This is a genomic window from Bacillota bacterium (assembly GCA_012842395.1).
GTDB lineage: Bacteria > Bacillota > SHA-98 > UBA4971 > UBA4971 > UBA6256.
The window spans coordinates 42,124-67,981 of record DUSX01000030.1 but is presented as its reverse complement, the minus strand read 5'-3'; the positions used below and the strand labels follow the sequence as shown (position 1 = coordinate 67,981).

At 58.3% G+C, this 25,858-nt stretch carries 21 protein-coding genes; 4 read left to right on the top strand and 17 right to left on the bottom strand.

The features are described from left to right. Positions 1-32: 32 nt before the first annotated feature. From GX515_09075 to GX515_09000, 16 genes are all read right to left on the bottom strand, one after another. Entirely contained in the window at positions 33-1,289 is a 1,257-nt protein-coding gene (locus GX515_09075) for a homocitrate synthase (GenBank protein ID HHY33148.1), read from the bottom strand. Positions 1,290-1,403: 114 nt separating this feature from the next. Next, entirely contained in the window at positions 1,404-2,720 is a 1,317-nt protein-coding gene (gene larA, locus GX515_09070) for a nickel-dependent lactate racemase (protein HHY33147.1), read from the bottom strand. Between the two features lie 25 nt (positions 2,721-2,745). After that, a complete protein-coding gene (gene larA / locus GX515_09065) occupies positions 2,746-4,029 on the bottom strand; it encodes a nickel-dependent lactate racemase (protein ID HHY33146.1) in 1,284 nt (427 codons plus the stop codon). Beyond that, complete coding sequence (gene ilvD / locus GX515_09060; protein ID HHY33145.1) at positions 4,026-5,696, bottom strand: dihydroxy-acid dehydratase; 1,671 nt, start codon at positions 5,694-5,696, stop codon at positions 4,026-4,028. The genes larA (GX515_09065) and ilvD overlap by 4 nt, the downstream gene beginning before the upstream one ends. Before the next feature lie 75 nt (positions 5,697-5,771). Further along, complete coding sequence (locus GX515_09055; GenBank protein ID HHY33144.1) at positions 5,772-6,509, bottom strand: ABC transporter ATP-binding protein; 738 nt, start codon at positions 6,507-6,509, stop codon at positions 5,772-5,774. Position 6,510: 1 nt separating this feature from the next. Continuing rightward, positions 6,511-7,275, bottom strand: coding sequence for an ABC transporter ATP-binding protein (locus tag GX515_09050; GenBank protein HHY33143.1), 765 nt, complete (start codon positions 7,273-7,275; stop codon positions 6,511-6,513). A 6-nt stretch (positions 7,276-7,281) separates the two neighbouring features. Beyond that, positions 7,282-8,268: a branched-chain amino acid ABC transporter permease gene (locus GX515_09045; protein ID HHY33142.1), complete on the bottom strand. Its 987-nt coding sequence runs from the start codon at positions 8,266-8,268 to the stop codon at positions 7,282-7,284. Between the two features lie 45 nt (positions 8,269-8,313). Further along, complete coding sequence (locus GX515_09040; GenBank protein ID HHY33141.1) at positions 8,314-9,192, bottom strand: branched-chain amino acid ABC transporter permease; 879 nt, start codon at positions 9,190-9,192, stop codon at positions 8,314-8,316. 98 nt (positions 9,193-9,290) lie between these two features. Beyond that, on the bottom strand, positions 9,291-10,424 hold the full coding sequence (locus tag GX515_09035) for an ABC transporter substrate-binding protein (GenBank protein HHY33140.1): 1,134 nt from the start codon (positions 10,422-10,424) through the stop codon (positions 9,291-9,293). A gap of 109 nt (positions 10,425-10,533) precedes the next feature. Next, positions 10,534-11,757: an amidohydrolase gene (locus tag GX515_09030; GenBank protein HHY33139.1), complete on the bottom strand. Its 1,224-nt coding sequence runs from the start codon at positions 11,755-11,757 to the stop codon at positions 10,534-10,536. 609 nt (positions 11,758-12,366) lie between these two features. Next, a complete protein-coding gene (locus GX515_09025; protein ID HHY33138.1) occupies positions 12,367-13,317 on the bottom strand; it encodes a PHP domain-containing protein in 951 nt (316 codons plus the stop codon). Positions 13,318-13,715: 398 nt separating this feature from the next. Next, the gene (rpiB, locus tag GX515_09020; protein ID HHY33137.1) at positions 13,716-14,180 is read right to left on the bottom strand and encodes a ribose 5-phosphate isomerase B; all 465 of its coding nucleotides are present in this window, start codon (positions 14,178-14,180) and stop codon (positions 13,716-13,718) included. Between the two features lie 16 nt (positions 14,181-14,196). After that, the gene (locus tag GX515_09015) at positions 14,197-15,138 is read right to left on the bottom strand and encodes a transketolase (GenBank protein ID HHY33136.1); all 942 of its coding nucleotides are present in this window, start codon (positions 15,136-15,138) and stop codon (positions 14,197-14,199) included. Between the two features lie 25 nt (positions 15,139-15,163). After that, positions 15,164-15,964, bottom strand: a complete 801-nt coding sequence (locus GX515_09010; GenBank protein HHY33135.1) for a transketolase — start codon at positions 15,962-15,964, stop codon at positions 15,164-15,166. Between the two features lie 200 nt (positions 15,965-16,164). After that, a complete protein-coding gene (locus tag GX515_09005) occupies positions 16,165-17,343 on the bottom strand; it encodes a transaldolase (protein HHY33134.1) in 1,179 nt (392 codons plus the stop codon). Between the two features lie 609 nt (positions 17,344-17,952). Then, positions 17,953-18,642, bottom strand: a complete 690-nt coding sequence (locus tag GX515_09000; protein HHY33133.1) for a GntR family transcriptional regulator — start codon at positions 18,640-18,642, stop codon at positions 17,953-17,955. Positions 18,643-19,111: 469 nt separating this feature from the next. Here GX515_09000 and GX515_08995 point away from each other — a divergent pair, with 469 nt between their 5' ends. From GX515_08995 to GX515_08980, 4 genes are all read left to right on the top strand, one after another. Then, the gene (locus tag GX515_08995) at positions 19,112-20,680 is read left to right on the top strand and encodes an ABC transporter substrate-binding protein (protein HHY33132.1); all 1,569 of its coding nucleotides are present in this window, start codon (positions 19,112-19,114) and stop codon (positions 20,678-20,680) included. A 243-nt stretch (positions 20,681-20,923) separates the two neighbouring features. Further along, positions 20,924-21,871, top strand: a complete 948-nt coding sequence (locus GX515_08990; protein ID HHY33131.1) for an ABC transporter permease — start codon at positions 20,924-20,926, stop codon at positions 21,869-21,871. After that, the gene (locus GX515_08985) at positions 21,864-22,748 is read left to right on the top strand and encodes an ABC transporter permease (GenBank protein HHY33130.1); all 885 of its coding nucleotides are present in this window, start codon (positions 21,864-21,866) and stop codon (positions 22,746-22,748) included. The genes GX515_08990 and GX515_08985 overlap by 8 nt, the downstream gene beginning before the upstream one ends. Positions 22,749-22,878: 130 nt before the next feature. After that, positions 22,879-24,255 carry a hypothetical protein gene (locus GX515_08980; protein ID HHY33129.1) on the top strand — a complete coding sequence of 459 codons (1,377 nt, stop codon included), beginning with the start codon at positions 22,879-22,881 and terminating at the stop codon, positions 24,253-24,255. A 202-nt stretch (positions 24,256-24,457) separates the two neighbouring features. Here the strand turns inward: GX515_08980 and GX515_08975 are convergent, their stop codons facing one another. After that, on the bottom strand, positions 24,458-25,621 hold the full coding sequence (locus GX515_08975) for an iron-containing alcohol dehydrogenase (GenBank protein ID HHY33128.1): 1,164 nt from the start codon (positions 25,619-25,621) through the stop codon (positions 24,458-24,460). Positions 25,622-25,858: the final 237 nt, after the last annotated feature.

Sequence of the window (25,858 nt, the reverse complement as noted above, 5' to 3'; positions counted from 1 at the left end):
CCTCACCTCGTATTGGCCTCCTGGCCCAGCCTTCAAGGTTTCTTGCCGAGCACTTCGCCGATGATGGAGTCTATCTCCTCGTCCGTGAGAACTCTACGCTTCTCGCGGCCCGCCGCCTTGACTCTCTCGAGGATCGCAGCAGCGTCTTCCTCGGTGTAGTCCAGCCCTTTCTGGTCCAGATAGAACTTGATGCTTGCCTTGCCGCTGGACCCTCCGAGCACAACCTTGATTCCCTCTCGCCCCACAACCTCAGGAAGGTAAGGGCTCATGGCGGGACGGATGCCTGCGTTTTCGAGTTTGGTCTTGGCGTCTACAACGACGCCTGACTCGACCCAGAAGAGCTTCTTGCCTGTAACGGGCTTGTTAGTCCATATGGGTATCCCGGAAATGTCCTCGACAAGCTTCGTCACGCTATCGATCTTCTTCATGTCGATACCAGTGTCTATGTTTAGGAGAAGCTCTAGAGCCGCCACAACCTCCTCCGTCGGAACGTTGCCGGTCCTTTCGCCAAGGCCGTTGATGGACGAGTGGATTCCGTCCACCCCGGCATAAGCAGCTGCAATCACCGAGCCCATCGCCATTCCGAACTCGTTGTGCACGTGAAACTCCAGCCTGACCGCTGGAAGCATCTCCTTCAGGGTCTTGATCGCATGGAATATCGCGAGGGGGGACGCCACTCCAAAGCTGTCAGTAAACACCACTGCCTCAGGGTGGCACTCTTCCACCACTCGGCGGTAGACCTTGAACACATACTCGAACGTAGCACGGGTGACGTCCCATCCCATGAACGTCGTGCGGAGACCCTGCGACTTCGCGTAGTTCACCGATTCGACTATCCTGCTGATAAGCGCCTCCGTGTCAACGTTATACGCATACTGGCACGTGTACGGGTTTACAGCATGTTCTACCACTATGGACTTTGCACCTGAGTCGACAGCAGCGTCGATATCTTGCTTGACACACCGGGCGAAAGGAACTATCTCCGCAGGAAGACCCATCGCTACGAGCCTCGTTATTGCACGAGAGATGTCCTCGCTGACTGCGGGCATGCCGACCTCTATCCGTTGGACTCCTATCTCGCTTAGGGCAACCGCGATCCTGATCCTTTCGTCCTCTGTCCAGTTGAGCCCGCACGTCTGCTCCCCGTCCCGAAGGGTGACGTCATGAATGTAAACGCGTTTGGAGGTCGTAGCGGGTCTTATCGCAGGGTCGAAGTTCATCGGGGACACCCATTTCACGTCACTGAACCATGGCGCCCCCTCCATGGGCATGTTCTCGAGTACCTTCATTTCGTGCCGGCGGACAAACGCCGCCAGCAGCACCTCCCTTCCCTCTCTTGGCTTTGTGTCTCATTTCTTTCGTGTTTCTCACTCATGCGGTTTCAACACCAAGACCAAGTGTTTTCAAGGCGTCTCGCCGTGCAGGATCGGAAGGGTTATTCCGGCCTCAGGCATGACCAGTATCTCTGGATCATGCCCCGCCCAACTTAACCCTGTTTCCACGGCTTCGCGCACGGTGGGCGCAGGAATTACCCCCATTGTCCGCACCAAGTTACTATCCATATCGGTTACAATGACTGTCCTTACCACGCTGGCAATATACCGCGTCAAGAACGCTAGGTAACCCGCAACCGTGAAGTCGCTCTTGAGCGCCTCGTAGCACGATTCGATATCCGGGTATCGAAACCATTTGAAGAACTCCTCGCCGCCCCCTCCCTCCCTCGCCTCGACCAAAAGGACAAGGGTCCCTCCAGGCTTGAGCGCCATCCAGGCGTTATAGAAGCTCTTGCTGGCTTGGTACATGGAAATGTCCCTAGGGTACCCACCGCACGAGGCGATCACCATATCCACCTTGTGGTCTATCGGGACGCAATACATGCGGTCCACCAATTTGCACCCCGCTTGCCAGGCCTCAAGCCAGTGCCCGGAGAAGAAGCCCGCAAACCAGCCCTGCGAGTCGGTGACCACGTTGACAATGAAGTCCGGTGCCACCATGGCTGCGGCGTCCACCATGTCCTCGTGAAGTGGATTACCCAAGGTTTTGGCGGACCCAACCCCTGGCCTTATCCCTACCTTGTCCGGGTCCAAGACCCAAAGATGGTTGGCCTTGATCGTGTCCCTCGAGGCGATCCCAGGCAGGACGCTTTTCCTTCCGCCCCCGTATCCAGCCATAGCATGGTGGACGATTCCGCCGGTCATTAGAATCCTGTCGTGTTCCATCACCCGCCGATTGACCCACACTGGCGTGCCCCGACTGGTCTTGCCGAGGTACACGAACCCGTTCTCGTCATCGATGTCGTGCTGGAACACGGAAACCCTTTCGTACGCCATATCGCCAACGATCCGGCGTATCTCATCGGGCGTCATTTTCCTGTGAGACCCCATGGCCACGCATATTGAAATGCGGGAGTCCGGCACCCCTGCGCGGTTGAGGTGGTCCAGAATGGGAGCCATGAAGTCGCTCGTACGGATCCAAAGCCTTGTAATGTCGCTCACGAGCACTACGACCCGGTCCCCCGGCCGCACCACCTCGCACAGTGGCGGCGAGCCTATGGGGTTTCTGAGAGAGTCCTCCAGCGCGAGTAAAGGATCAGTCAACGGGGCGCCGCTGCCAGCGCTGTTCGCACCCACGCCTGGACTAAGCACAGTCGTTCGAAGGCCCTCTGGGACGGAGACCGCAACGGTGATGTCTCCGTATTTCAAATCAAACTCGGCCGGCACTCTGCTCACCTCAAGAGGACAGGGCTCATTCGACCATCGGAAGGATGTCTGGAGCCTCGCGCAGAACAACGACTCTGCGCGTGAGATTGCCGTACGGCGCCAATGCGTCGTCCACGGCCTTTTGCAGGTCAGCCACGTCATACCTCACGAAGCCCATCGCGGAGACGTCCCGATCGCTGAGACCATTAGTTACTAGCACTATTCTCGTTCTTCGCGCCACAAGACTCACGGCGAGAGCCGCCGCGGCGGACAGACGGTCCAGGATCTCGCCCTGACGCAAGCGTTTCATGATCTCATCGTATTCGAGCGACAGCAGTTCGCCGAACTCCTTGTGTTCACCGATCCCCTCATGCATGGGCGACACCAGGATTATGGTACCGCCATCCTTTACGGCCAGGTCTGCCGAATAGAGAGCCTTCCCAGCCTGCCAGAAGTTCATGTCCGCAGGATGCGAGCCTGCGATCACTAGGTCCGCCTTCTCACGTATCCTGGTCCCGCAGACCTCGAGAGCCTTAGATACGCCCGACCTGTGCGCTGCCACGGGATGGCCCGCCACTATTCCGACGACCTGGCAATCAGCGTTCAGGATGACGTTCACTATGAACCTGAGCCCGGCCCTAGCGGCAACCTCCTCCATCTCATGCCTTACCACGTTCTCGACGTTGCCCAACCTTACGCTGGGATCCCGAGTTATCATGAGGTGGGTCGCGACCGTGGTCTCCTCGCCACAAACGCCAGGCTGGATTATCTTCGCACCGCCTGACCACCCGCAGTACCTATGCGGGACTATGCTTCCCAGTCCTATCACGAAGTCCGCATCCGCGATTTCCTTGTTCACATGAATCGGAACGCCACTCGGGGTGCAGCCGAAGTCCACAAGGTCGGGTGCTCTGTAATCATGGTTGACTACCTTGAACCTTCGCGCCACGCCCGGCCCGAGTTTCTGCTCTATCTCGTTCGCGGTCATGAGCCTGTGCGAGCCGTTTGCCATGACGATGGTTATTGCGTCATCTGGCACACCAGATGCCCTTAGTTCGCCAAGGATGGGCGGAAGAATATCCGCAACGGGAGTAGGGCGGGTGGCGTCGTCTGACACGATCGCGACGCGCCTCGCGCCTCTTGCCATTTCTCGCAGTCGCGGGACGCCAATGGGAGCAGCGATGGCTTCCGCTACGCGCGCCTCTATGTCATCCACTGCCGGATATCTTGCGATCCCGCAAACAGCAACGACGTCGGCGTTTCTGAGGTCCACCAATACCTCGCCATCACCGAAGGGAATCGAGACCTCTCCTGGCCCGGTCGTCTTCATGGCTCGATTACCGCCCCTTTGTTCGCAGAGCTCGAGAAACGCTCATACATGCGAAGGCAGCCCCTCTCCACTTTGAACGCAGGCCTCGTCCAGCGTGCCAGTCGCTCTCTTATCTGGGCTTCATCCAGGCGAACCTCTAGTTTTCGGCGGGGGATGTCGATCTCGATTAAATCACCGTCTTCGATCACCCCAAGCGGCCCGCCCTCCGCGGCTTCCGGGGAAATATAGCCTATGGCCGGTCCCCTTATCGCTCCTGAGAACCGTCCGTCGGTGATGAGCGAAACTGAGTTTTGAAGGCCTTTACCCCATATCGCGCCGATCACGGTCGTCATTTCCCGCATACCGGGACCTCCCTTGGGTCCCTCATACCTGACGACGACCACCTCTCCTTCGTGGACCTTGCCGGCCAAGACCGCCTCGGTCGCATCCTCCTCGGAATCGAACACCCGGGCGCGTCCCACGTGGTACTGCATTCGTTCGGACACGGCGGATTGCTTGACGACGGCGCCTTCGGGAGCGAGATTTCCCTTGAGCACCGCAATGCCACCTTCTGGCTTGTAAGGATCGTGCAGAGGCCTAATCACTCGTTCGTCACGGACCTCAGCTCGCTCGAGGTTCTTGCCCAGAGTCTCGCCAGTGACCGTCATACAATCGAGGTGCAGCAGTGGCGCAAGCCTTTTCATAACGCCCTGGACTCCGCCAGCGTCATGAAACTCGGGCACACTGAACTCCCCGGACGGGATGAGTGGGCACAGATGCGGTGTCCTGCGGCTGAGTTCGTCAATCAAATCGAGGTCCACATCGAGCCCCGCCTCCCTGGAGATGGCCATGATATGTAGAATGCAGTTGGTAGACCCGCCAGTCGCGCACAGTACCCTTATGGCGTTTTCCATAGCTTCCCGTGAGATCACGTCCCTAGCGGTGATACCAGCACGCACGAGGCTCACAATCCTTCGCCCAGCAAGCTCGGCTAGCCTGAGCTGGCGCATGTCGAGGGCTGGGACGGTTCCGGACCCGGGGAGGCCCATGCCGAGGGCCTCAGCAATGACGCCCATGCTGTTTCCCGTTACCATAGCGCCACACGCGCCGGGGGTTGGGCAGGCGTTCTCAACCATTGCGTCCATGTCTTCCTTGCTGAGAGCGCCCGCTTTATACTGGCCCGTGGCCTCTATCATCTCGGTGGCGCCGCCGCAGATCACTCGGCCCTTGTACCTGCCCGGAAGCATCGACCCGCCGAAAACGAATATGGCCGGAATTCCCAGCCTAGCACAGGCCATGAGCATGCCTGGAACGATCTTGTCGCACGTGCCTATGGCCACGAGCCCGTCCAGCTGGTTGGCTTCTATCGCCATCTCGACGGAGTCGGCGATGAGATCCCTATGAGGCAGCGTATAGCGTTGCGCTTCCTTGTGCCGGACAAACGCCCCGGAAAGCCCATCACAAAGCGCTATGGTGTTGAACTCGAGGGGGGTCCCCCCGGCGTACCTGATCCCGCGCCGGACGTAGTCAGATATCGTGCGCAGGTGAATGTGACCAGGAGAGAGCTCGCTGAACGAGTTGGCGATCCCGATAAGAGGGAGTTCAAGATCCTCGTCACTGAGCCCAACGCCTTTCAAGAGAGCGCGCTGCGGTGGCTCGAGCGTGATGTTACGGCTCCTAAGGTCCACTTTCTCTGAACCCCCTTCGTGGTGTTGACGAGCGTTGTCGCTTCATCTCGCATCCAAGACCTACTACGCGACCGCCTAAGAACCGCTCTGCGCCCCGAGACTTCTGCCTCTGAAATAGGTCTCCTTGACCTTGGCATCCCGGGAGAGTTCCTCGACCGTCCCGTTCAAGGCAACCTCGCCCTGGGCTAAGATGTATGCCCTGTCGCTCACAGCCATTGAGAGATAAGCGTTCTGCTCAACCAAGAGGACCGTGATCCCGCGCTTACGGATGTCGGTTTGTATAAGCCTGAATATCCTCTGGACGACGATCGGGGCAAGTCCCATGGAGGGCTCATCAATCATGAGCAGCTTTGGCTCAGCAATTAGGGCCCGCGCTATAGCGAGCATTTGCTGTTCGCCGCCACTGAGCGTGCCTCCGAGTTGTCGCTTTCTTCCTTTGAGCTCCGGGAATACCTCGAATATGTCTTCTATGTCCTTCTTGATTTTCGCCCGGTCCTTCCTCCTTATGGAGCCGACCTCCACATTCTCGAGCACGGTCAGCTCTGGGAATATCTGCCGGCCCTCCGGGACCTGGATAATCCCCTTGGCAACTATCTGGCCGGGCTCGAGTTGAGATATGTCCTCTCCCATGAACAGTATCTTGCTGGACGGATCGGGTTTCACAAGCCCCGATATCGCGTTGAGCAGCGTGGTCTTGCCTGCACCGTTTGGCCCTAGCACTGACACGACCTCGCCCTCTCTCACGTCCAAAGAAACGCCACGAAGAGCTGGAATTCCGTTGTAAGCGACGTCCAGGTTGCGGACTTCGAGCATCTCACAGCCCCTCCTTGCCCAGGTACGCCTCGATGACGTTCGGGTCTCTCTCGATCTCCCCGAACGTGCCCTCAGCCAGCTTGCATCCAAAGTTGAGGACTATCACCTTATCGGCAACCGTCTCGATGAATTCCATGGTGTGCTCCACAAGCAAGATGGAAAGCCCCTGGGCCTTGAGGTTGAGGATGAGTTGAGTGACCGCAAGGAATTCGTCGCGGTTCATGCCCGCCGCCGGCTCGTCTAGGAGCAAGAGTCTCGGTTCGAGCGCAAGAGCCCGCGCTATCTCGAGATTCCGCCTGAAACCGTACGGCAGGTTTCTCGGATACTCATCTGCCTTGTCAGCGAGCCCGACGAGTCGCAAGTATTCAAACGCCTTTTCCTTCTCGGTCCTCTCCTCGGCCGAAAGCTTCTTTGTGGCGAGGAGGATGTCGAGGAGGTTCGACGAATAGCTCAGGTGCCTCCCAACGAGGACGTTTTCGAGGACGGTGAGTTGCTCGAAAAGCCGGATCTGCTGGTAGGTTCTGGCCATACCCATAGCCGTGATAACATGGGCAGGTTTGCCCGCGATATCCTGGCCGTTGAAGTGAATCTCGCCGGAGGTTGGCCTGTACACCCCGGAAATGAGGTTGATAAAAGTGCTTTTCCCCGACCCGTTGGGGCCAATGAGGCCGGTCACCTGTCCTTCCGGGATTTCAACGCTGAGGTCATTGACCGCGACAAGTCCGCCGAACCTTTTCGTGAGATTCTTCGTGGTTAGAATAGCCACCCGCCATCACCTACCTTTCGTGACCTTCGCCGGGCCAGTGCCGGTGGGAGAAGCTCCGCTGCCGCGCGCGACTGAGCTACTCCCCCTCACAAAGAGACGGTCGAAAACGTTGTCGATTGCGGGAACTAGCCCTGAGGGCAGGTAGATCACCAGGAGCAGGATCACGAGGCTGGAGCCCATAAGGTAGTAAATCTCCCATCCCTTGACTCGAAGAAACTCCGGGACCAGCGTAACCACAATGCCCCCGAGTATTCCACCGAAGATGTGCCTCAGCCCTCCCACGACAGCCATGGCAACGAAATTGCATGACTCCAGGAACACAAAGCTCTCGGGGCTCAGGAATGTCGAAAGGTGCGCGTACAGGCCCCCCGCAACTCCGCCGTACATTGCCGAAAGGGAGAATACCATGAGTTTTAAGGCTCTAGCGTTTATTCCCATGGTGGTGGCCGCCACTTCGTCGTCGCGCATCGCCCTCATTGCGCGTCCAAGATAGGAGCCGGCGATCCTGCGGCTGATGATGAAGGTTAACGCGAGAACCACGGCGGACAGATAGAAGAACCCCACTTTGCCAATGGGCTTGCCGCTGACCCTGATTGTGGGGATGCCAAGCAGCCCAAGTGGCCCTCCGGTCAGTGACTGCCAGTTCACGATGACCATCCAGACTATGTTGCCAAACGCGATCGTGACGAGAGAGAGGTAAAAGCCCGAGACTCTGAAGGACGGTATGCCCAGAAGCATCCCTGCCGCAAGGCAGACAACGGCCGCCACGACGATGCCCAGCCATATCGGCACACCGAGCCTCGCGGTCAATAGGGCGGAAGTGTAGGCGCCTATCCCGTAGAATGCTGCATGCCCAAGCGACATCTGACCCGCCAGCCCTGTCAAGGCAACAAGGCCACTGGCGACTATACAGTTTATCAATGCCCGGTCCAGGATATAGATGTGGTACTGGTTCCTGTCGAGCACGGGAATGAGCAGAAATGCGGCGGTCATCGCGATCAGGACTGCTCGTTTCTTGTTCATGGCGCTCTCTCCCCTTTACCTTCCCGCTTCCTCGGGCTGTCTTCTGACCACCAGGAACAATATCAGGAGAAAGAAAGTGATGACGTCCCTGTAGGTGGACGAGAAGTACAGCACGACAAAGTTCTCCGCAAGCCCGATCATGACCCCGCCGAGCAGCGCAAGATAAGGTTTCTTCAACCCTGCAATGACGGCCGAAGCGAACCCCTTGATTCCGATGATACCACCTCCGAGATCCAGCGACACAAAGTACGTCGGCGCTAGCAGGATTCCGGCCAGAGCCGTAATCCCGGTACTCAACATGAATGAAAGGCGGAGCATCTTGTCAACGTCAACGCCCATAAGCCTGGCCGCTCTGGGATTCTGAGCGACGGCCCGGAGAGACTTCCCGGTAATGGTCTTGGTGAAGAATAGCTGAAGCGCTATAACAAACAAACCAACGAATCCCAATACCCACAATGAGTGATACTGGATCACAATGTCCCCCAGTATCAAAGGCTTCGTAGGGTCTCCGAATACGGGCGGGAACGGAAGCGGGATGCCACCCCAAAGGACTATTACCGCGTTCAGAAGAAAAACCGAAAGCATAAGAGTGGCGATAATAAACTCCAGTCGTCCGCCTTGACGCTTTAACAGAGGGTTGTACACAAACCGCTTGAGGAGGGCTCCGTAAAGGGCGACCATGAGAACAGCCACGACAAGGGATGTGACAAACCTCTGGTGCAATAACACGTAAAACGTATAGAACAGGTACGCGCCAAGCATAGCGGAAGAGATATGTGCAAAGTTGATCAGGTTCGTCGTCTGGAAAAACAGCACAACCCCTAGCCCGATAAGACCGTACAGGAGGCCGATGGCCACACCGCTCACGGCGTTCTGAACTATCTGGCTCAGCATGACCCTCACACCACCTCTCATTCCCCACAGGGTAGGCCCTGGGGTGCACCGAGCATGCGCTCCAGCTACACCCCAGGTCACCCTAGACATGCAGTCTTTTAGAATATGGCATCGATTATCTCCCAGCGGTCTCCTTTGAACCTAGAGATCAACGAGAAGTTCGTGAAGTTGTGCTTACTGTCGCAGGTGAGTTTGCCCTGGACGCCGTTGAAATCCTTGAGAGTCTCAAGGCCTTTGCGGATCGCCTCACGGTCGAATCCCACCTGGTTTATGACGTGGGCGAGGATGTAAACGCCATCGTAGTATGCCTGAGCAGGGTCGCTCGGCAACTGACCCCATCTGGCCTGATATTTCTTCACGAACTCCTGGACCTTGGGGTCCTTGTACTCGGGCGTAAAGCCCTGTACAGAAATGACACCGATTGCGGCATCGCCCGCGAGGTCGGTAAACGCGGGGACTCCCCAAGCCGAAAAGCCGATTATGGGCACGTTCAAGCCGAGTTGTTTGGCCTGCCTCACCGAGACCGCGGCTTCCGGCTCATGCGTGAGCCCAATGAGCGCATCCGCGCCAGCTCGCTTTATCTTGAGAAGTTGGCCGGTGGCATCTTTCTCGCCTTCCTTGATTTGCTCGGCGGCCACGACATCAATACCGTACTTTTTGAACTCTCTTATGGCAACGTCCCTGGCGACGATGCAGTAGTCAGTCGAGCCGTGGATAATCCCGGGCTTCTTGACCTTCATGACTTCAACCGCGTATTTAACGAGGTTTACGACCTTTACATCATCGTCGGCACGTAGTCTGAAGAGCCACGGGTTCCCGACCCTGTCGTAACCGAACGAGGGAGACGTGGCACCCACCAGCATCGGGACCCTATTGTCCCATGCTACCTGGTGAACAGCCAAGACGCAGCTGGACATATTCGGACCGAAAAGCGCTTCCACTCTATCATTGACGATCGCCTTGGTTACGACGTTAATCGACGTAGCCGGCGAGGCGGCGTCATCGTAGATCACGTAATCTATTTTGCGTCCCCTGACTCCACCGGCGGCATTGATCTCGTCAACTGCCATCACGAAGCTATTCTTGATGTAGTCTCCGAGAATAGACCCTTGACCTGTGAATGGCGCCACCAGGCCTATTTTGTAGGTAGGCTCAGCACCAATCGCAATGGGGGCTAGGCTTGTGACCAACAGGACAGCTACAATAGTTGCGATCGAAAGCCGTCTGAACACTTGAAACCGCCCTCCTTAAAGTCAATATGGTTTCGTCTGAAGGCCGCCACGGGATTCACTGCCGCATTGTCTCAGCCCTTCGCCACCACCTCCCACGTGTTAACGTCTCTTATGGTCTAGCGATCCGGTCATGGTCCCGCCGTGGGCTTTTGAATCTCTCCAGGTAGCTCACTGCGATCTGCGACAGGACCCATACCCCAACTTCCAAGACATCTTCGTTGAACATGAACTTCGGATGATGTAAAGGGTGGTTCCCAACACTGCTATCACCTATCCCGAGAAGGAAGATGGCCCCTGGGACGCGCTCGAGATAGTATGCGAAATCCTCTCCTGCCATCACCGGACGAGCTATCTGGAAAGCCTTGTCCCTTCCGAGCAACTCTCCCGCCACTTCTCGCACAAACCTCGCCATCTCATGGTCGTTCACCACGGGCGGATATCCGAATCTATACTCGAAGCTGTGCTGTATTCCGTAACTCTCTTGAAGACCACGGAGCCTGTCGGAGATCTTCTTCTCCATAACCTGGCGTAGGTCTGGGTTTACGACTCTAACGGTCCCGCCCAGCATGACCTTATCCGCAATCGCGTTGTATGCCGTCCCTCCGCATACCTGTCCGATGCTTACAACCGCGGGTTCAGTCGGGTCGATTTCCCGGCTGACAATGGATTGCAGCTCTAAAATGAATGAGGCCGCGCCTAGTACTGCGTCTATGCTCCTGTGAGGAGTTGCTACGTGTCCACCCTTGCCATAGATCTCGATATGTATCTCGTCGAGCGCGGCCATAGCTGGTCCCTCGTGCACTCCGACGCAACCAAAGGGAACGTCCGGCCACAGGTGCGCCGCGAAAATCGCGTCGACATCAGGGTCCTCGAGCACTCCTCTCTCGATCATTGGAAGCGCCCCGCCTGTGCGTTCCTCTGAAGGTTGGAATATGAACTTCACGCTACCGTGAATGAGGTCCCTCACTCCAGATAGAACCATCGCAGTTCCGAGCAGCATCGCCACGTGACCGTCGTGCCCACACGCATGCATCTTCCCTGGGACAGTGGAGGAAAACGCCAGCCCGGTGTCCTCGGTTATCGGCAGTGCGTCCATATCTGCCCTAAGCGCCACAGTATGCCCGGTATCGCGGCCGTGCAGGACGCCTACGACCCCTGTGCCGGCCACTCCTGTTCTGACCTCTAAGCCCAAAGGCTCCAAAACCTCCGAAACCAGCTTCGAGGTCTCGTGTTCCTCATACCCGAGTTCAGGATGGGCATGAACCTTTCTCCGGATCTCGATGACCCTGCCCATCACTTCTCTGACACGCGAGCGTTCAATTCGAGAGTTCACACTATTCCCCCGCGAGAAACCGATTTGTTGCCGCCTGATCAGGGCCATATCTGCTAGAACTCGTTTGGTGCACTATTTCACCGCATACACACAGAATCCTTTGTCCATAACGATGAAAGATGACGGCAATTTTTGTCTATTACAGATATAGCCGATCGCCGATTGCACGGTGCCCAGAGTTCACGGGGCTTGGGGAAGTGGTTCCCGGCTCCGTTACGGCAAGATGGGACTATACAAGATGGGACTATGGAGGGATCTAGGAGGGAACCGCCGATGTGAACGTAAATGTGTCTGTGCGCTGATCGACGTGTTGGTCATACACATTGGTTGGATGTGGGTGGCGGAACACATGATGGCCCGCGTGCTCGGCCTCGACATTCACGGTGAGAGATACGCAGTCGGGCTGCTAGGACGGTGCCACGCAACGTTCAGCACATCCTACAGGGTCCTCAAGAAATGGGAAGGGCTACCGGGCGCGGGGTCAGGCGGCGGCGCGAAGGTAAACCAGGCCCTAAGGTGCACTGAACGGAAGCTCCGCGATGATCCGACACCCTCCGCTGAACCCAGCCGCCGCTTCGCTCACCCGTCTATCGTGGACTGTTTATTCATCTATCGCGTAAGGAAAGGCCTGATCGCCTCGTATTCTTCGAAGGATATGCCGGCCTCCCCAATGTATCTGGGGTTGTTCACGCCCTTTCGTGCGTCTGCGTGGTAGTCCGAGCCGCCGGTGATGATCTTGACTTTGCCGGTGTATTCTCGGCGGATGTAGTCCTCGGCCTCCGCGTCGGACATGCGGCCCTTGTAGCTTGTCTTGCCATACGTGTAACGTGCCTCTATTCCATCCAGGCCTTGGGCTATGAGCCTCGCAATGTATTCCTCGCGCGTCAAGACCTTCCCGTCCGGGTACCGGATTATCTCATCTATGAGGAGCGGATGGGCAAGGACTGCTGTCCCCCCTAGCTCCTTAATGAGGCGGATGGCTTCGCCTGGATCGATCTTCTCTCTTCTGACGTTCAATTCCGGGTCGTCCCTGACGAGCAGTTTCGCGTCCTTCCAACTCGGGGCGTAGCCCTTTCTGGCCATGGCCTCGAAAACGTGCTTCCTCTCAACGTCGTCGGGATCCCGAAATACAACCTGCCCGTCCGGACCCGGGACCGCCAGCACATCCCTGTCGAAATCCACCGGCATGCCCTTCAGGGTCAGCCTCTCGCACAGGCGCCTGTAAGCCTCGGTCTTGCTCTCGCGGGCACGCCTTACCTCCTCGGCTAGGAGGGCGCTGTTCCAGTCCATTCTGTAGCCCAACACATGGACGTCGTCCACGTACGTGTCGCACGAAAACTCATAACCCAGCACAACCTCGACGCCCTGTTCCCGTGCGTACGAATGTATGTCCACACTACCCCCGTTAACATCAACGTGCAAAGGCGGCTGCACGTCATGATCGGTAATGGCTACGACCCTTACACCCAGTGTAGCTGCGTTGTCTATCAGTTCCTTCGGCGTATCGTTCCCGTCGGACCTAACAGTATGGCAGTGAAGGTCACATTCGTACCTTTTCATTCATGGCACCCCACAGTCCGTTGGCGTTTTCGTTGGCGTTTGTCCACCATCGCGCGCCAGCGCCCGCCTGCGATATCACGTCCGCGTCACTCTTTCCCCCTTGTCTCCCCTCCTTTCGGCTTGCACATTCCAGCCGCCGCCGACCGGCAGATCGGCGGATTCCTCACCGGGCAGTCTCCGGGTCACGAGGCGGCGTCCTTCTCTCGCGGGTCTGTCTCGCACACGCGTAAGAGAAGCATGAGAAGCCAGCGAGACATACCGCGTGCGAGCACCGGCGAGCACCGACGAGCAGCGATGGGCACCGACGGGCAGCCGCGAGCACCGGACAAGCGCGCGGCCTCGGCCGCGCACGCAAAAGCGACGGGACTTCTGTGAAGGACCGTGGCGGCCAGCGGCCGTTAGACGGCCCCCTCGTCTTTGCGGTACATACGGTCTATCGCGTTGATTTTCTCGACCTTCGGCCCGGATCTGCCCCCTTGGAATTCGGACTCCAGCCACACGTCTACGAGCTTCTTCGCCAGCTCGGGTCCCACTACCAAGGAACCCAGGGTCATGATCTGCGCGTTGTTGCTCTTCCTGGCTCGCTCCGCGGAATACACATCGTGACACTGGGCCGCTCTCACGCCGGGGACCTTGTTGGCCACGATAGCCATGCCGATCCCCGTGCCGCATACTAGGATGCCCCTCTCGGCCTCCCCGGCTGCCACCCTCCTCGCCACCGCAAGGCCGACGTCAGGATAGTCCACAGGATTCGTGTCGTAGGTGCCCGCGTCTATAACGTCTATCCCTTTCTCCCTCAGATGAGACTTTATGGTCTCCTTCAACTCGAAACCCAGATGGTCAGCCCCGACAATCACTTTCATAGTCATTTCTCCTTGATCATTTCTCTTTGAGCAAGAAGTGGCTTACGGCTGAAGCTATGCCCTCGCCGTCCAGAGATAACGCCTTCTTCAACATGTCTTCCGATCCGGCCCTGCAGAAACCGTTCGTCACACCCAGTCTGAGAAGCCGCCCGCCTATGCCTGCCTCGGACATGAACTCCGCCACGGCGCTTCCGAGACCGCCAACGATATTGTGGTGCTCCACAGTCACCACCCTTTGTATGCGCCCGGTCAGTTCAAGGAGAAGCTCACCGTCCAGGGGCCTAATCGTGGACATCTTCACAACCGCGGGACTCCATCCCTGGGCCTGGAGCAGGCTCGCTGCTTTCAGGCTTTCGTATACCGCACTGCCGCAGGCAACGATCAGCACGTCCTTGCCCTCCACCAGGACCTCCCCCCGCCCTATGGCGAATGGTCTCGTTGGAACGGGAAGCACGGGGTCTTTCTGTCTCCCACGTAAACGTATGTAGACTGGCCCGCGGTACTCGAACATGGCCCGCGTGGCCTCAAACGCCTCGTTGCCGTCCGCAGGATCCACGATCACGATGTTGGGGAGGGCCCTTATCGCGGCCATGTCCTCCAAGGCCAGATGAGTGTAGCCCGACCAGCCGGCGGAGAAGGCTGTGTCGGTACCGACGAGCTTAACATCGAGCTTCTCCGCGGCGATGTCGACCCGTATTTGCTCCAATGCCCTGAAGGCCAGGAAATTCGCGTAGGCAGTCACCACGGCTGTCTTGCCAGTCAGAGCCAGACCAGCCGCGACCCCTATCATGGTTTGCTCAGAGATGCCCACGTTGAAGCTCCTGTCTGGGAACTCCTTGACGAATTCGCCGTAACGCGACTCAGAATCCGCACTTACCACGACTATGCTGGTATTCTTTCTCCCGGACTCAAGCAGTGCCGCTATGAAGGCGCTCCGCGTTGATGCATACTCAGCCATCCGCGTTGATGCATACTCAGCCATATTAGAGCACCTCCAGTCGCACTTCCGGATCCAGTGCGTTGTACTGCTCTCGAGTGAGCGCTTTGTAATGCCATTCCACCTTGTTTTCCGCTATCTCCAGTCCCTTCCCCTTAACCGTGTGAGCGATTACGACGGTGGGCTGGGCCTGCGCGTGCCGGACGCTTGCTATGGTCGCCATCAGCTCGGGGATGTCGTGGCCGTTCACGGTCTTCACGTTCCACCCGAAGGCTTGCCACTTCTGGTCAAGGGGCTCCAGGCGGCTTATCTTCTCAGTGAAGCCTCCCAGCTGCAGCCCGTTCCGGTCCACGATGACCACAAGGTTGCCTGCCTCATGCCGGGCAGCGGCCATCGCGGCCTCCCAGTTGCTGCCTTCTTCGAGTTCGCCGTCGCCCACCAGCACGAAAACAAGGTAGTCCAGGCCGTCCAGGCGGGCTCCTAAGGCCATGCCCAGGCCTAGCGCGATTCCGTGGCCTAGGGATCCTGTGTTGGCCTCAACGCCAGGCAGGCTCCTCTCCGGGTGACCGGCGAGCATCGTGCCGTACTCAGAGCAGAACCCTCCGAGCAGTCGCCTGTCGAAATAGCCCATCTGGGACAGCACGGAGTAGAGCGCCAAACATCCGTGCCCTTTGCTGAGAATGAATCTGTCTCTTTGGGGCCATGCAGGGTTCTTGGGATCATGTCTCATGATCCCCCCGTACAGGACGGCCACGATGTCAGCCACCGACAGCGCCGGGGCCAAGTGTCCGCAGCCTGCCTTCGTGCTCATCCATATGGCGTCCCGTCTTATTTGTCTGGCAATCATCTCGATCGCATGGATTTTCGAACTGTCAGTGCAGCCCACAGCTTTCTTAGCCCCTTACGTTAGCATTGTATTCGCCCCATTCGTGGCGATCGCGCCCGGGGCGCGGAGTCCCGCTCTGGCTACAGTCGCGCGCTGGCAGCGGCTACCGAGTCCGGACCGTTCGGCCCGTCCCTCGAGTCTCTCTTTGGTCGGAGCAGCGGCTATGCCCCGAGGACGCTCTGAACATACGATTCGAGACTCGTCATAGCGCCAGAGAACTGTCGATAAGTGGTAACAAAAGGCTCGAGAGAGTCAAACTCGTCTTCGCGCAGGCCGTCTTCAGCATATGCCCGGGCGAAATAGGGAACACGCAGCAACTGCTCTAGCACGGCCGGCGGTACCGGATCCTGATTCGACTTATTCTCCAGGGGCAAGTTGGCATAAAGCTGCATGAATGCCTGGATGAGCTCCGGGTTCATCGTATACACGATGTTCCGTCCGGCTAGCTGCTCTATGTGCCATATTCGCTGCTGCCCGCCGACGGTCGGCCCCACCCTGCTCGACGCTATGAGCAGTTTGGACGGGTACCCGCCGTCCTCCAGCAGCCTGCACGCCTTCGTGGCTATGGCGATTCCTGACCACCGCTTCATCTCGTCTGTTAGCTGAATGCCCTTCTCCGTCGCCTGGCTCCGGAACGTCTCGGCGTCCTCGAACCGGCCGACCATGAAGGTAATGACCGACCGCCACTTGGCGTAGCTCGTACCAAGCTGCTCACCCAGTTGCTTGCCCTTCCTCACGGCGCGCGCCACAGCCATTATCTGGGGAACGGTGAACGAAAGCGTCGCGTTGGTTGGGACCCCAAGGGCAGTGAGAATACACATGGTCGCGACGCCCGCCCGGGAGGCAGGCACCTTTATCATGATGTTAGGTTCCAACGCCCAAAGCTCGAGAGCCTGTCGGACCATTGCCGGAGCGTCACTGCACAACCTCGGGTCAACCTGCGCGCATACATAGCCGTATCGGTACTCAGATCGCTCGAAAAGCGGAAGGTACCGGCGCGCCCCCCTCCGGGCAGCTTCCTTATAAGCTTCCCACGCTACTTCTTGATGGCCAAGCGAGGGGTTGCCTCGTCGGATATCCTTTATGATTGATACCCCTTCGTCCTTCAAATAGTCCTGAAATACCGCCTTCGTCAGCGGAGGATTAGTGGTCACTCCCTTGAAGACCCAGCCGGTCGGATCCGCGGCCGCGTCCCACATTCCCCTCAGCTCTTCACGAAGCTCGTCTTGTTGGCCCTGGGGAGCCGAGGCGATGAACCTCGCGCACCACGCTTCGTATATCAGCGGATTTGAATCCCACCATAACTCCATGCCTTCGCTCGTCCCGGCGAGCCGCCACATGGCGCCGCCTTTCCGGTTGCCACCCAACGGAATCCCCTCCTCAACTCATTAAGTCATTCTATTGGCTGCCCACGCCCCGCTGGCCTAGTGTAATGCCTTGACGGGGCTTCAAGGCCGGTCGCAGAACTCGCACCAGCATCAGGCCCTGTTACAAAAGACCAGCTTGGCGGGTCTTGTTATAACATCATAGAAGCCTGCTGTTATAGTAATATTCGCTCTCAAGTCTGCTTCTCCTTCTTATGCGGATAAAAACAATGCCCGGAACCAAGCCGTCCAAAGCCCCTGGATGACCCCGGGCGCGCGCAACGCAAGAACCCGATGGCGCCCCAAACAAAGAGCGCGCATCGGGTTCAGCGTGTGACGTGAGATGAGATACGAGTAGACGCGGTCGTTCAGACCTCAACTGTCCTGAAAACAGCAGTCAGTTGCCGTTTTCATCCTCCGGATAGCGGCGTCAGCTGGCCGCCAGGGACGACTACCTTGAATAGGAACTTAAGAGGAAATCCCGAAATCCACACGACACTCGACGCCGGTAGACCTGTCGGCCAGCCCATGCCATCTTTCGGCCAGACCATACCATGCCGCCCCGTTCTTGGACCACTCCCTGGACTACTTGTAGTGCTTGATATGATAATCCACGGCTTTCCCGTCCCCGGTCGAGACGGTGCCAGTGATCCTGAGGATCAGCGTTCCCGCTGGTATTTCCAGCAACCGCGCCTCGTACTCGCCCGCCTCGACCATCTCGAAGTCACGGCTTGCCTTCCTGATAGAAAGCCCGTATTTGGCCTCGAGCACCCCGTACAAGGACCCGACAGCTACGTCTTCCCGAGAAAGCTTCGGGCAGACGGTATACGGGATGTACGATAGGTTCAGCGCCACGACTTTGTCGTCAGCAAAACGACGACGTTCGACGCGAAACACCTGCTCCCCCGGGGACAAGTTGAGGCGTTGAGCCACTTCCACAGCAGCAGGGACGACCGAGAAATCCAGGATCTCGGTTCCCGGGTGGAAGCCCTTTTCGATTAAGTCCTCCGTCAAGCTCGTCAGCATCGTCACGCTAGATGAGTGCCTCGGCGGCGCGACGAAAGCGCCGAGACCTTTCTGCCGAATTACCAAGCCATCGCGCACGAGCTCGTCGACGGCACGTCGCACTGTGATCCTGCTGACGTTGAACTGCTCGACCAACTCGGCCTCCGAAGGCAGGCGCTGCCTAGGCAGCCACCTGTGCGAGACGATGTTGTCTCTCATGGCGTCATACACTTGCACGTACAGCGGAATATTACTGAGCCTGTCGATCATCCCCATACCCCTATGCACTTGCAGGACTATTGTCGGCTCGTCGGCAACCCCCGGTAAACACATGAAAGATAACAAGTGGTACTATCATGATATCATATAACTCTGTGAATTCCTCTCTGTTTGTTCGAGGGAAGCGGTGATTTTCCTGCTCGGTACATGCGGATTCGCACGAATCTCTTCTAAACGTGATGCCGGAGGTTTTCGTCTCTTTTCTTGAGAGCGCTGAAGTTGCCAGCTCCTGCGCGACGGAGCGCCTATGCTTGGCCTTTGGCGCGCCTGCGTACCGAATTCTTAGGGAGGTGCGCCGCGGTGCGCAGGCGCGCAGGTACGCAGGCCGCGCAGGCGCGGACGTCTTGACTGAGATATGGTTTGGTGGTATAAAGTATGAAAACGTCCTGATATGCTGGCAAGGGAGGCGTTACATATGCGGGCTGTACATATGCAGAATATGCGGAAAGGCCGCGCAGCTTTGGGCGTACTCACAGTCCTTCTACTCGTTCTCATCGCGTTCGGCGTGCCTCCGGCAGTGATGGCACAGGCAAGGGACGACGGCACATTGCGTATCGCCGCCTCCTCGATCCAGCAACTCGATCCGTACAAAACCGCTGCCAATGACGAGATCGATGCATGCACCCTCGTCTATGACCCGCTATTCATTCTGAGTAAGAATAACTTCAAACCCATACCGCACCTCGCCGAGAGCTGGGAGAATCCCGACGACACGACGTGGATCTTCCACCTTCGTAAGGGTGTCCTCTTCCACGACGGGAACGCAGTGTTTCCAAAGGGAACCAAGCGCGAGATGACCGCAGACGACGTCGTGTACTCCATCGAGCGCTTCCGCAAGGTGAGCACCGCATTTGTCCTGGGTGACATCGCTAGCGTCAAGGCGCAAGACAAGTATACCGTCGTCATCAAGACGAAGCGGCCGGAGCCGTTCCTGGTCAACGATCCCAACCGCCTGGCGAGAGTGGTCATCATGCCCCACGAAGCCGTCGAGAAGCTGGGCGAGGACGGTGTGGCCAAGACGCCCATCGGAACCGGCCCCTTCAAGCTGAAGAGCTTCACGCCAGACCAAGGTCTCGTCCTTGAGAAGAATCCAAACTACTGGCTCCCGGTTCATCTCGACAGGGTTGAATTCGTGGTCATCCCCGATCCGACGGTGCAGACCATGGCCCTCAGTGCGGGCGAGGTCGACGTGGTTCCCTACATTTTCAATGTGGATTCCATGGGGACCTTGTCGAAAGATCCAAATCTCGTGCTTCTGTCCCGCGGCGGATCGTACCGGGGTCTCGGGATCAACGTGAAGACGCCTCCATTTAACGAATGGGCTGTTCGCGACGCGATAGCGAAGATGCTCGATATCGATAGCGCGGTGAAGTCCGTTATAGGGAATTTCGGGGAGAGGGCCTATGGCCAATGCCCGCCCTGGGTTCCCTTCGGCTACGACCCAAGCCTCAAGAGCCTGTGGCCATACGACCCCAAGGCAGGCCTCGCAGAGCTTGCCAAGGCCGGTTTCAAGGACAGTGACGGCGATGGGATACTCGACCGCAAGGGACAGCCGCTGAAAGTGCAGATCAAGACCATCCCCGGCTCGCAGGTGAGGGTGCTCACGATCCTTGCCACGCAGCTGAAAGCGCTCGGCGTAGACGCGTCCGTGCTGCAGCAGGACATGGCGGTGTGGGTGGACGACCTCATCAAGGGCAATACCGGCGTGTTCTTTGATTTCAGTTACGCCGGCACAACCGGCCTTCATTCCCTGTTCCACAGCAGCATGATAGGCAAGTCCAATACTCACTTCTATTCGAGTGCGCAGGTGGATTCCTTGCTCGATCAAGCGCTCGGGACCACAAACGAGAAAAAGCTTGAAAGCCTGTGGAAGCAGGCGCAGCGCAAGATCATGGAGGATCGGGCTGCCATCCCCCTGTATTTCGAGTGGGGGTACTCCGTCTGCAACAAGAAGGTCCACGATTGGGTTCCGCCGTGGGGCGGCCTGTACCTGGTATCTATCGAGAACAACGTGTGGCTTTCCAAGTGAGCCCGGGAGACAGACTTGCGCGTCCGGACGTGATGGACGTGACGGTGTGGCCGGGGCGCCCGGTTGGCGCCCCGTTTTATCTCCCATCGCTTGTCAGGGATGGTTGTCCGCGTGGTTGCCCGCATGAGGATGAGGATGATGAAGGTCACGAGGGTGATGAACGCGGTTGATGTAAAGCCCCAGAAGCGCTAGGCCCTAAACCCCAAACCCTAAACCCTAGGAGGCCCGAAAGGGAGAAACACGGTGCTCAAGCATATAATCCGTCGTTTGGCTGTGACAGTCCCTGTCTTGATTGGCGTGACGTTCATAGTCTTTGCTATGGTGAGCTTCGCCCCTGGCGATCCAATCAACCTTATGCTTGGGTCAGAGACCGCTAACCCTGAAAACATAGAGAAGCTCAGAGTCGAGCTGGGCTTGGACAAACCGTGGTACGTCCAGTACGCGGACTACATGGCGCGGCTTGCGAGGGGAGACCTGGGTCGCTCCATCACGTTTCGGCGTCCCGTCGCCACGCAAATAAAAGAGCGGCTTCCGAATACTTTGATCCTTGCCACAGCGTCGGCCGTGATAGCGCTGATAATCGCCCTTCCGCTGGGAGTCATTGCTGCTGCAAAGCCGCGGTCCGTTTTCGACTATGTGTGCAGCACCCTTGCCATAGTCGGAGTGTCCCTGCCTGGGTTCTACCTCGGCCTGCTCCTCATAATCGCTTTCGGTCTCAAGCTCCACTGGCTCCCCATACGAGGTATGTCTGGGCTTGATGCCGGATTCCTTGAGTTCGCGAGGCATATCGTACTGCCCGCCATAACCCTTGGGGCTTCAATGGCGGGGATCCTGACCAGGTTGACGCGGGCCTGCGTTTTGGAGACACTCGCTCAAGATTACATACGGACCGCACGCGCAAAAGGGGTCGCGGAGAAGGTCGTGTTATACAAGCACGCTCTCCGAAACGCGCTGCTCCCGGTGGTGACCACCTTCGGCATGCAGTTCGGATCGCTGATGGGCGGCGCTGTCATAACCGAGACCATTTTCTCGTGGCCGGGTCTAGGCATGCTCGCCGTGAACGCGGTCAAGCAACGAGACATACCCCTTATCCAGGGCACGGTGCTGGTGTTCGCGGTGGGCTTCGTCCTGGTTACGCTGGCAACCGACCTACTGTACATTTTCATTGACCCGAGGATCAAATATGAGTAACATGGAACGAGAGGTAGTGCACATAGAGACACAGACCATCCGTTTCGGCAAGATGTTCACCCGGCACAGGCTCGGCGTGGTGGGGGCGGTGATGGTCGCCATCTTTGTGTTGGCCGCCGTGTTTGCTCCATGGGTCGCCCCTTGCGACCCGTACGCCATGGATCTTGCAAACCCCAATCAGCCGCCTGGAACACCCGGGCACATCCTGGGAACCGACAACTTCGGGCGAGACATCCTGTCCCGGCTGATATACGGCTCGCGCATCTCGCTGCTCATAGGGGTGGTCGTGGTCTCGATAGCGAGCGCACTCGGCACGTGCTTGGGGCTCATCTCCGGATACTACGGGGGCTGGGTTGACCAGGCTGTGATGCGCCTGGTTGAGGTGTTCTATTCCTTTCCCTTCCTCATCCTCGTGATAGCCGTGATGGCGCTCTTCGGCCCGAGCATATTCAATGTCATGTGGGTGCTGGGCGTTGTGAGCTGGCCAATGTATGCCAGGCTCGTCCGCGCGCAGGTGCTCTCCCTCAAGACGACCGACCTGGTGCAAGCCGCCAAGGCCACGGGGTGCGGGGACGCTAGGATCATGTTCAAGCACGTGCTTCCCAACGTCCTGACCCCGGTGATAGTATCGGCGACGCTCGGAATCCCTTCCGCGATACTGTCGTCGGCTTCCCTGGGATTCCTGGGTTTCGGGGTCCAACCCCCAACGCCTGAATGGGGTGCGATGGTAAGTGAAGGCAAGGATTTCATCCTGCTCAATCCCAATCTCATTGTGTGGCCGGGTCTTTGCATATTCCTCGTCGTGCTCAGCTTCAACTTCGTTGGAGACGCGCTGAGAGACGCGCTGGACCCGCGCTTGAGCAGGCAGCTCCACTAACGCGCGCCGGTGAGGCCGTATGACCGTGTGACGCGGTGGCGCGGCGTGATTCTACACATGACTCTACACATCGCACGACTTCATACATTGAGGAAAGCCGCGCCGGGCACAAGACAGGGAGGTAAGCGTCTTGGACATCGATCTCCTTCTTTCCCGAGTACCTTCTTACCAGCGTTTCTTAACAGTGGATGAGCTCTTCGATCACGCACGATCCGTGAGCCAGGCCCACCCTGAAATGGCCCGTTACGAGGTAGTCGGCACGTCCACCAGAGGCGATGCGATACCCATGCTCACCATCGGGAACGGTCCTCGTCACGTAATGGTCTTTGCTTGCCCTCATCCGAACGAGCCTGTCGGCGCCATGCTGGTGAGCTTCCTCAGCGAGGAGCTCATCGTCAACGAAGCTCTCAGGGAAGGACGCACTTGGCACCTTCTCCCGTGCGTTGACCCGGACGGGACGAGGTTGAACGAGGGATGGTTCAAGGGGCCATTCAATATCAGGAACTACGCAAGACATTATTACCGGCCTCGTCCCCAGGACCAGGTCGAGTGGACCTTCCCTATTGAATACAAGACGTTCGTTTGGAACGACCCGACGCCGGAGACAAGGGCCCTGATGAATGCCATCCAGATCGCAAAGCCGGATGTGATGTACTCCCTGCACAACGCGGGCTTCGGCGGCGTGTACTATTACATCTCAGAGCCGCTCCCAAGCCTCTACCGGACTCTCCATCGCATTCCGACCGAGCGCGGGCTTCCGATGTCCCTGGGCGAACCGGAGATGCCGTGGGCTGTCGAGTTTCACCCGGCGGTGTACAGAGTCCCGAAGGCGACTGATTCATACGATTACTACGAGAAGTATGCCGAAGGCGACCCTGCCTCGTACATAACGGGCGGCGCGTCGAGCTTCGAATTCGCGGAGCGTGTGAGTTCTCCGTTCTGCCTCGTGACCGAGGCTCCTTACTTCAAATCCCCGAAGATCGGGAACACGTCGCGAATTGACGAGAGGCGAGGCGAAGTCCTCCTCCAGGGGATCGAGAGGGCAAGGAGCATCCTCGGGACACTCGAGCGCCTACTCACCGAGACCAAGGGGGAAATGACGGAAGGCGCCATATTCCTCAATGCCGTCACGGTGTTCGTCGAGTCGGAGCTCAAGTCTCTCCCGAGCCAGGAGAAGTGGGTGAAGGAAGCACCGGGGATGGACGAACCGGCTACGGTGGCTCAAAAGGCCGACGCCCTTTGGGTAAGCGGGTTCTACAGAATGCTCCTTGGCGGAATGCTGCAGCGGGCATTTAAGGCACAGCTTGCCGCGACGGGGGGCGGGAGGAGCGGCAGCGCCGTGAGGCGCGCCTGCGACGAACTCGAGGCGTGCATCGATGAATGGGCAAAAGACATCGAGACCAACCTGCAGTACGAGGTCGTTCCCATTCGCGACCTCGTCCAGGTGCAATACGGGGCGCTTCTCGGAGTGCTGGACGCGCTCGACGGGCGCTGCCAAGGAGTCTAGTTGTAAGCATGTAGCCAAGAGTTCCCGCGACTTTTCGACGGAGGGGCCCTGCCCCGGGTTGCAGGTGCTACGCTCTACGCTCGGGGGACGGCGCGCTTGCGGCGCGTGCAGCCGCGTGCAGCGCGTTCAAATGCTCAAAACCTCGAAGTGGCCGGGCGCGGCGCGTCCTGCCGCGCGCGCCCGGCTGCCTCGCAAGACTCGCCTACCTCGCCAAATTGTATATGCTCAGGACATCGTCTTTCCCGAGTTTCACGAAGCTACCCACAGGGCCACGCTCAGTGCACTTGGCAGCCATCTCCTCGAGCCTGTCCTCGGGGATCCCGAGCTCTTTGAGGGTGACCGGCAACCCGATCGACCGGAAGTATCCCTTGAGCCTCTCGATTCCGGCAAGAGCTGTCTTCTCCAGGGAGGTGAAATCAGGCTCGACGTTCCAGACCCTCGCCGCAAACTGCGCGAACCTGCCGATGTTCCGCTTGTATACATACCTCATCCAGGCGGGGAACACCACCGCAAGGCCGGCGCCGTGGGGAACGTCGTAGATCCCGCTGAGCTCGTGCTCGATCATGTGGGAAGCCCAGTCCTCAACACGGCCGGTCCCGAGAAGGTCGCAGTGAGCAATCGTGCCGGCCCACATGATCTCGGCACGGGCCGCGTAGTTGGTCGGCTCCTGAATCGCGATCGGGGCGTTGTAAATCAGCGTCTTGAGAGTGCCCTCGCACAGCCTGTCGGTAAGGTCGACGTTTTCCGCATTGGTGAAGTACCTTTCCATGACGTGGGCCATGATGTCCGCGACCCCGCATGCGGTCTGATAAGCTGAAAGGGTGAAGCTAAGCTCCGGGTTGAGGATGGCAAACTTGGGGCGAAGCACCTCATGGCCAACGTTCCTCTTGTAGTGACCCTCCTCGTTTGTGATAACGGATGCGCCGCTCGTCTCGCTACCGGCAGCCGGTATGGTCAGGACCACCCCGACCGGCAGGGCGCTCTCGATCTCAGCTTTGCCGGCATAGAAGTCCCACACATCTCCCTGATAGGGGACGCCGATGGCAATCGCCTTGGCGGAATCGATAACGCTGCCGCCTCCCACCGCAAGTATGAAGCCGATTCCGTTCTCTCGGCAGATCGCGATGCCCTTCCTCACCAGGTCCACCCTGGGGTTGGGTTTGACGCCACCCAGCTCGTGAACGGCAACGCCAGCCTCGGCAATGGAATTCATGACCCTGTCGTACAGGCCGGTCTTCTTTATGCTCCCACCGCCGTAGTGCAGCAACACCTTCTTGGCGTACCGCCTTACCTCCTGCCCGACTTGCTCTTCCGTGCCTCTACCGAAGATGACCTTAGTGGTGTTCTGAAAGACGAAGTTCTCCATAGGCACCCTCCTCGCTGAACCGGCGCGCCTGCGACTCTTGCTCGCTTGTCTAGTCTCTCGAGGGACCAACCACTACCCGCCGAAAACGCACCGGCCCGACATGATCCGAGTTGTGGCCTCTACTGCGGTACCATGTTCTGTGCTTTCGCCGGGTGGATTGCAATTCCTGCCGCGCGGCGGCCCTGGTTAGGCGCAAAGCCGCCGCAACCCGCCCTGCCATCGGTGGAGATCGATCGA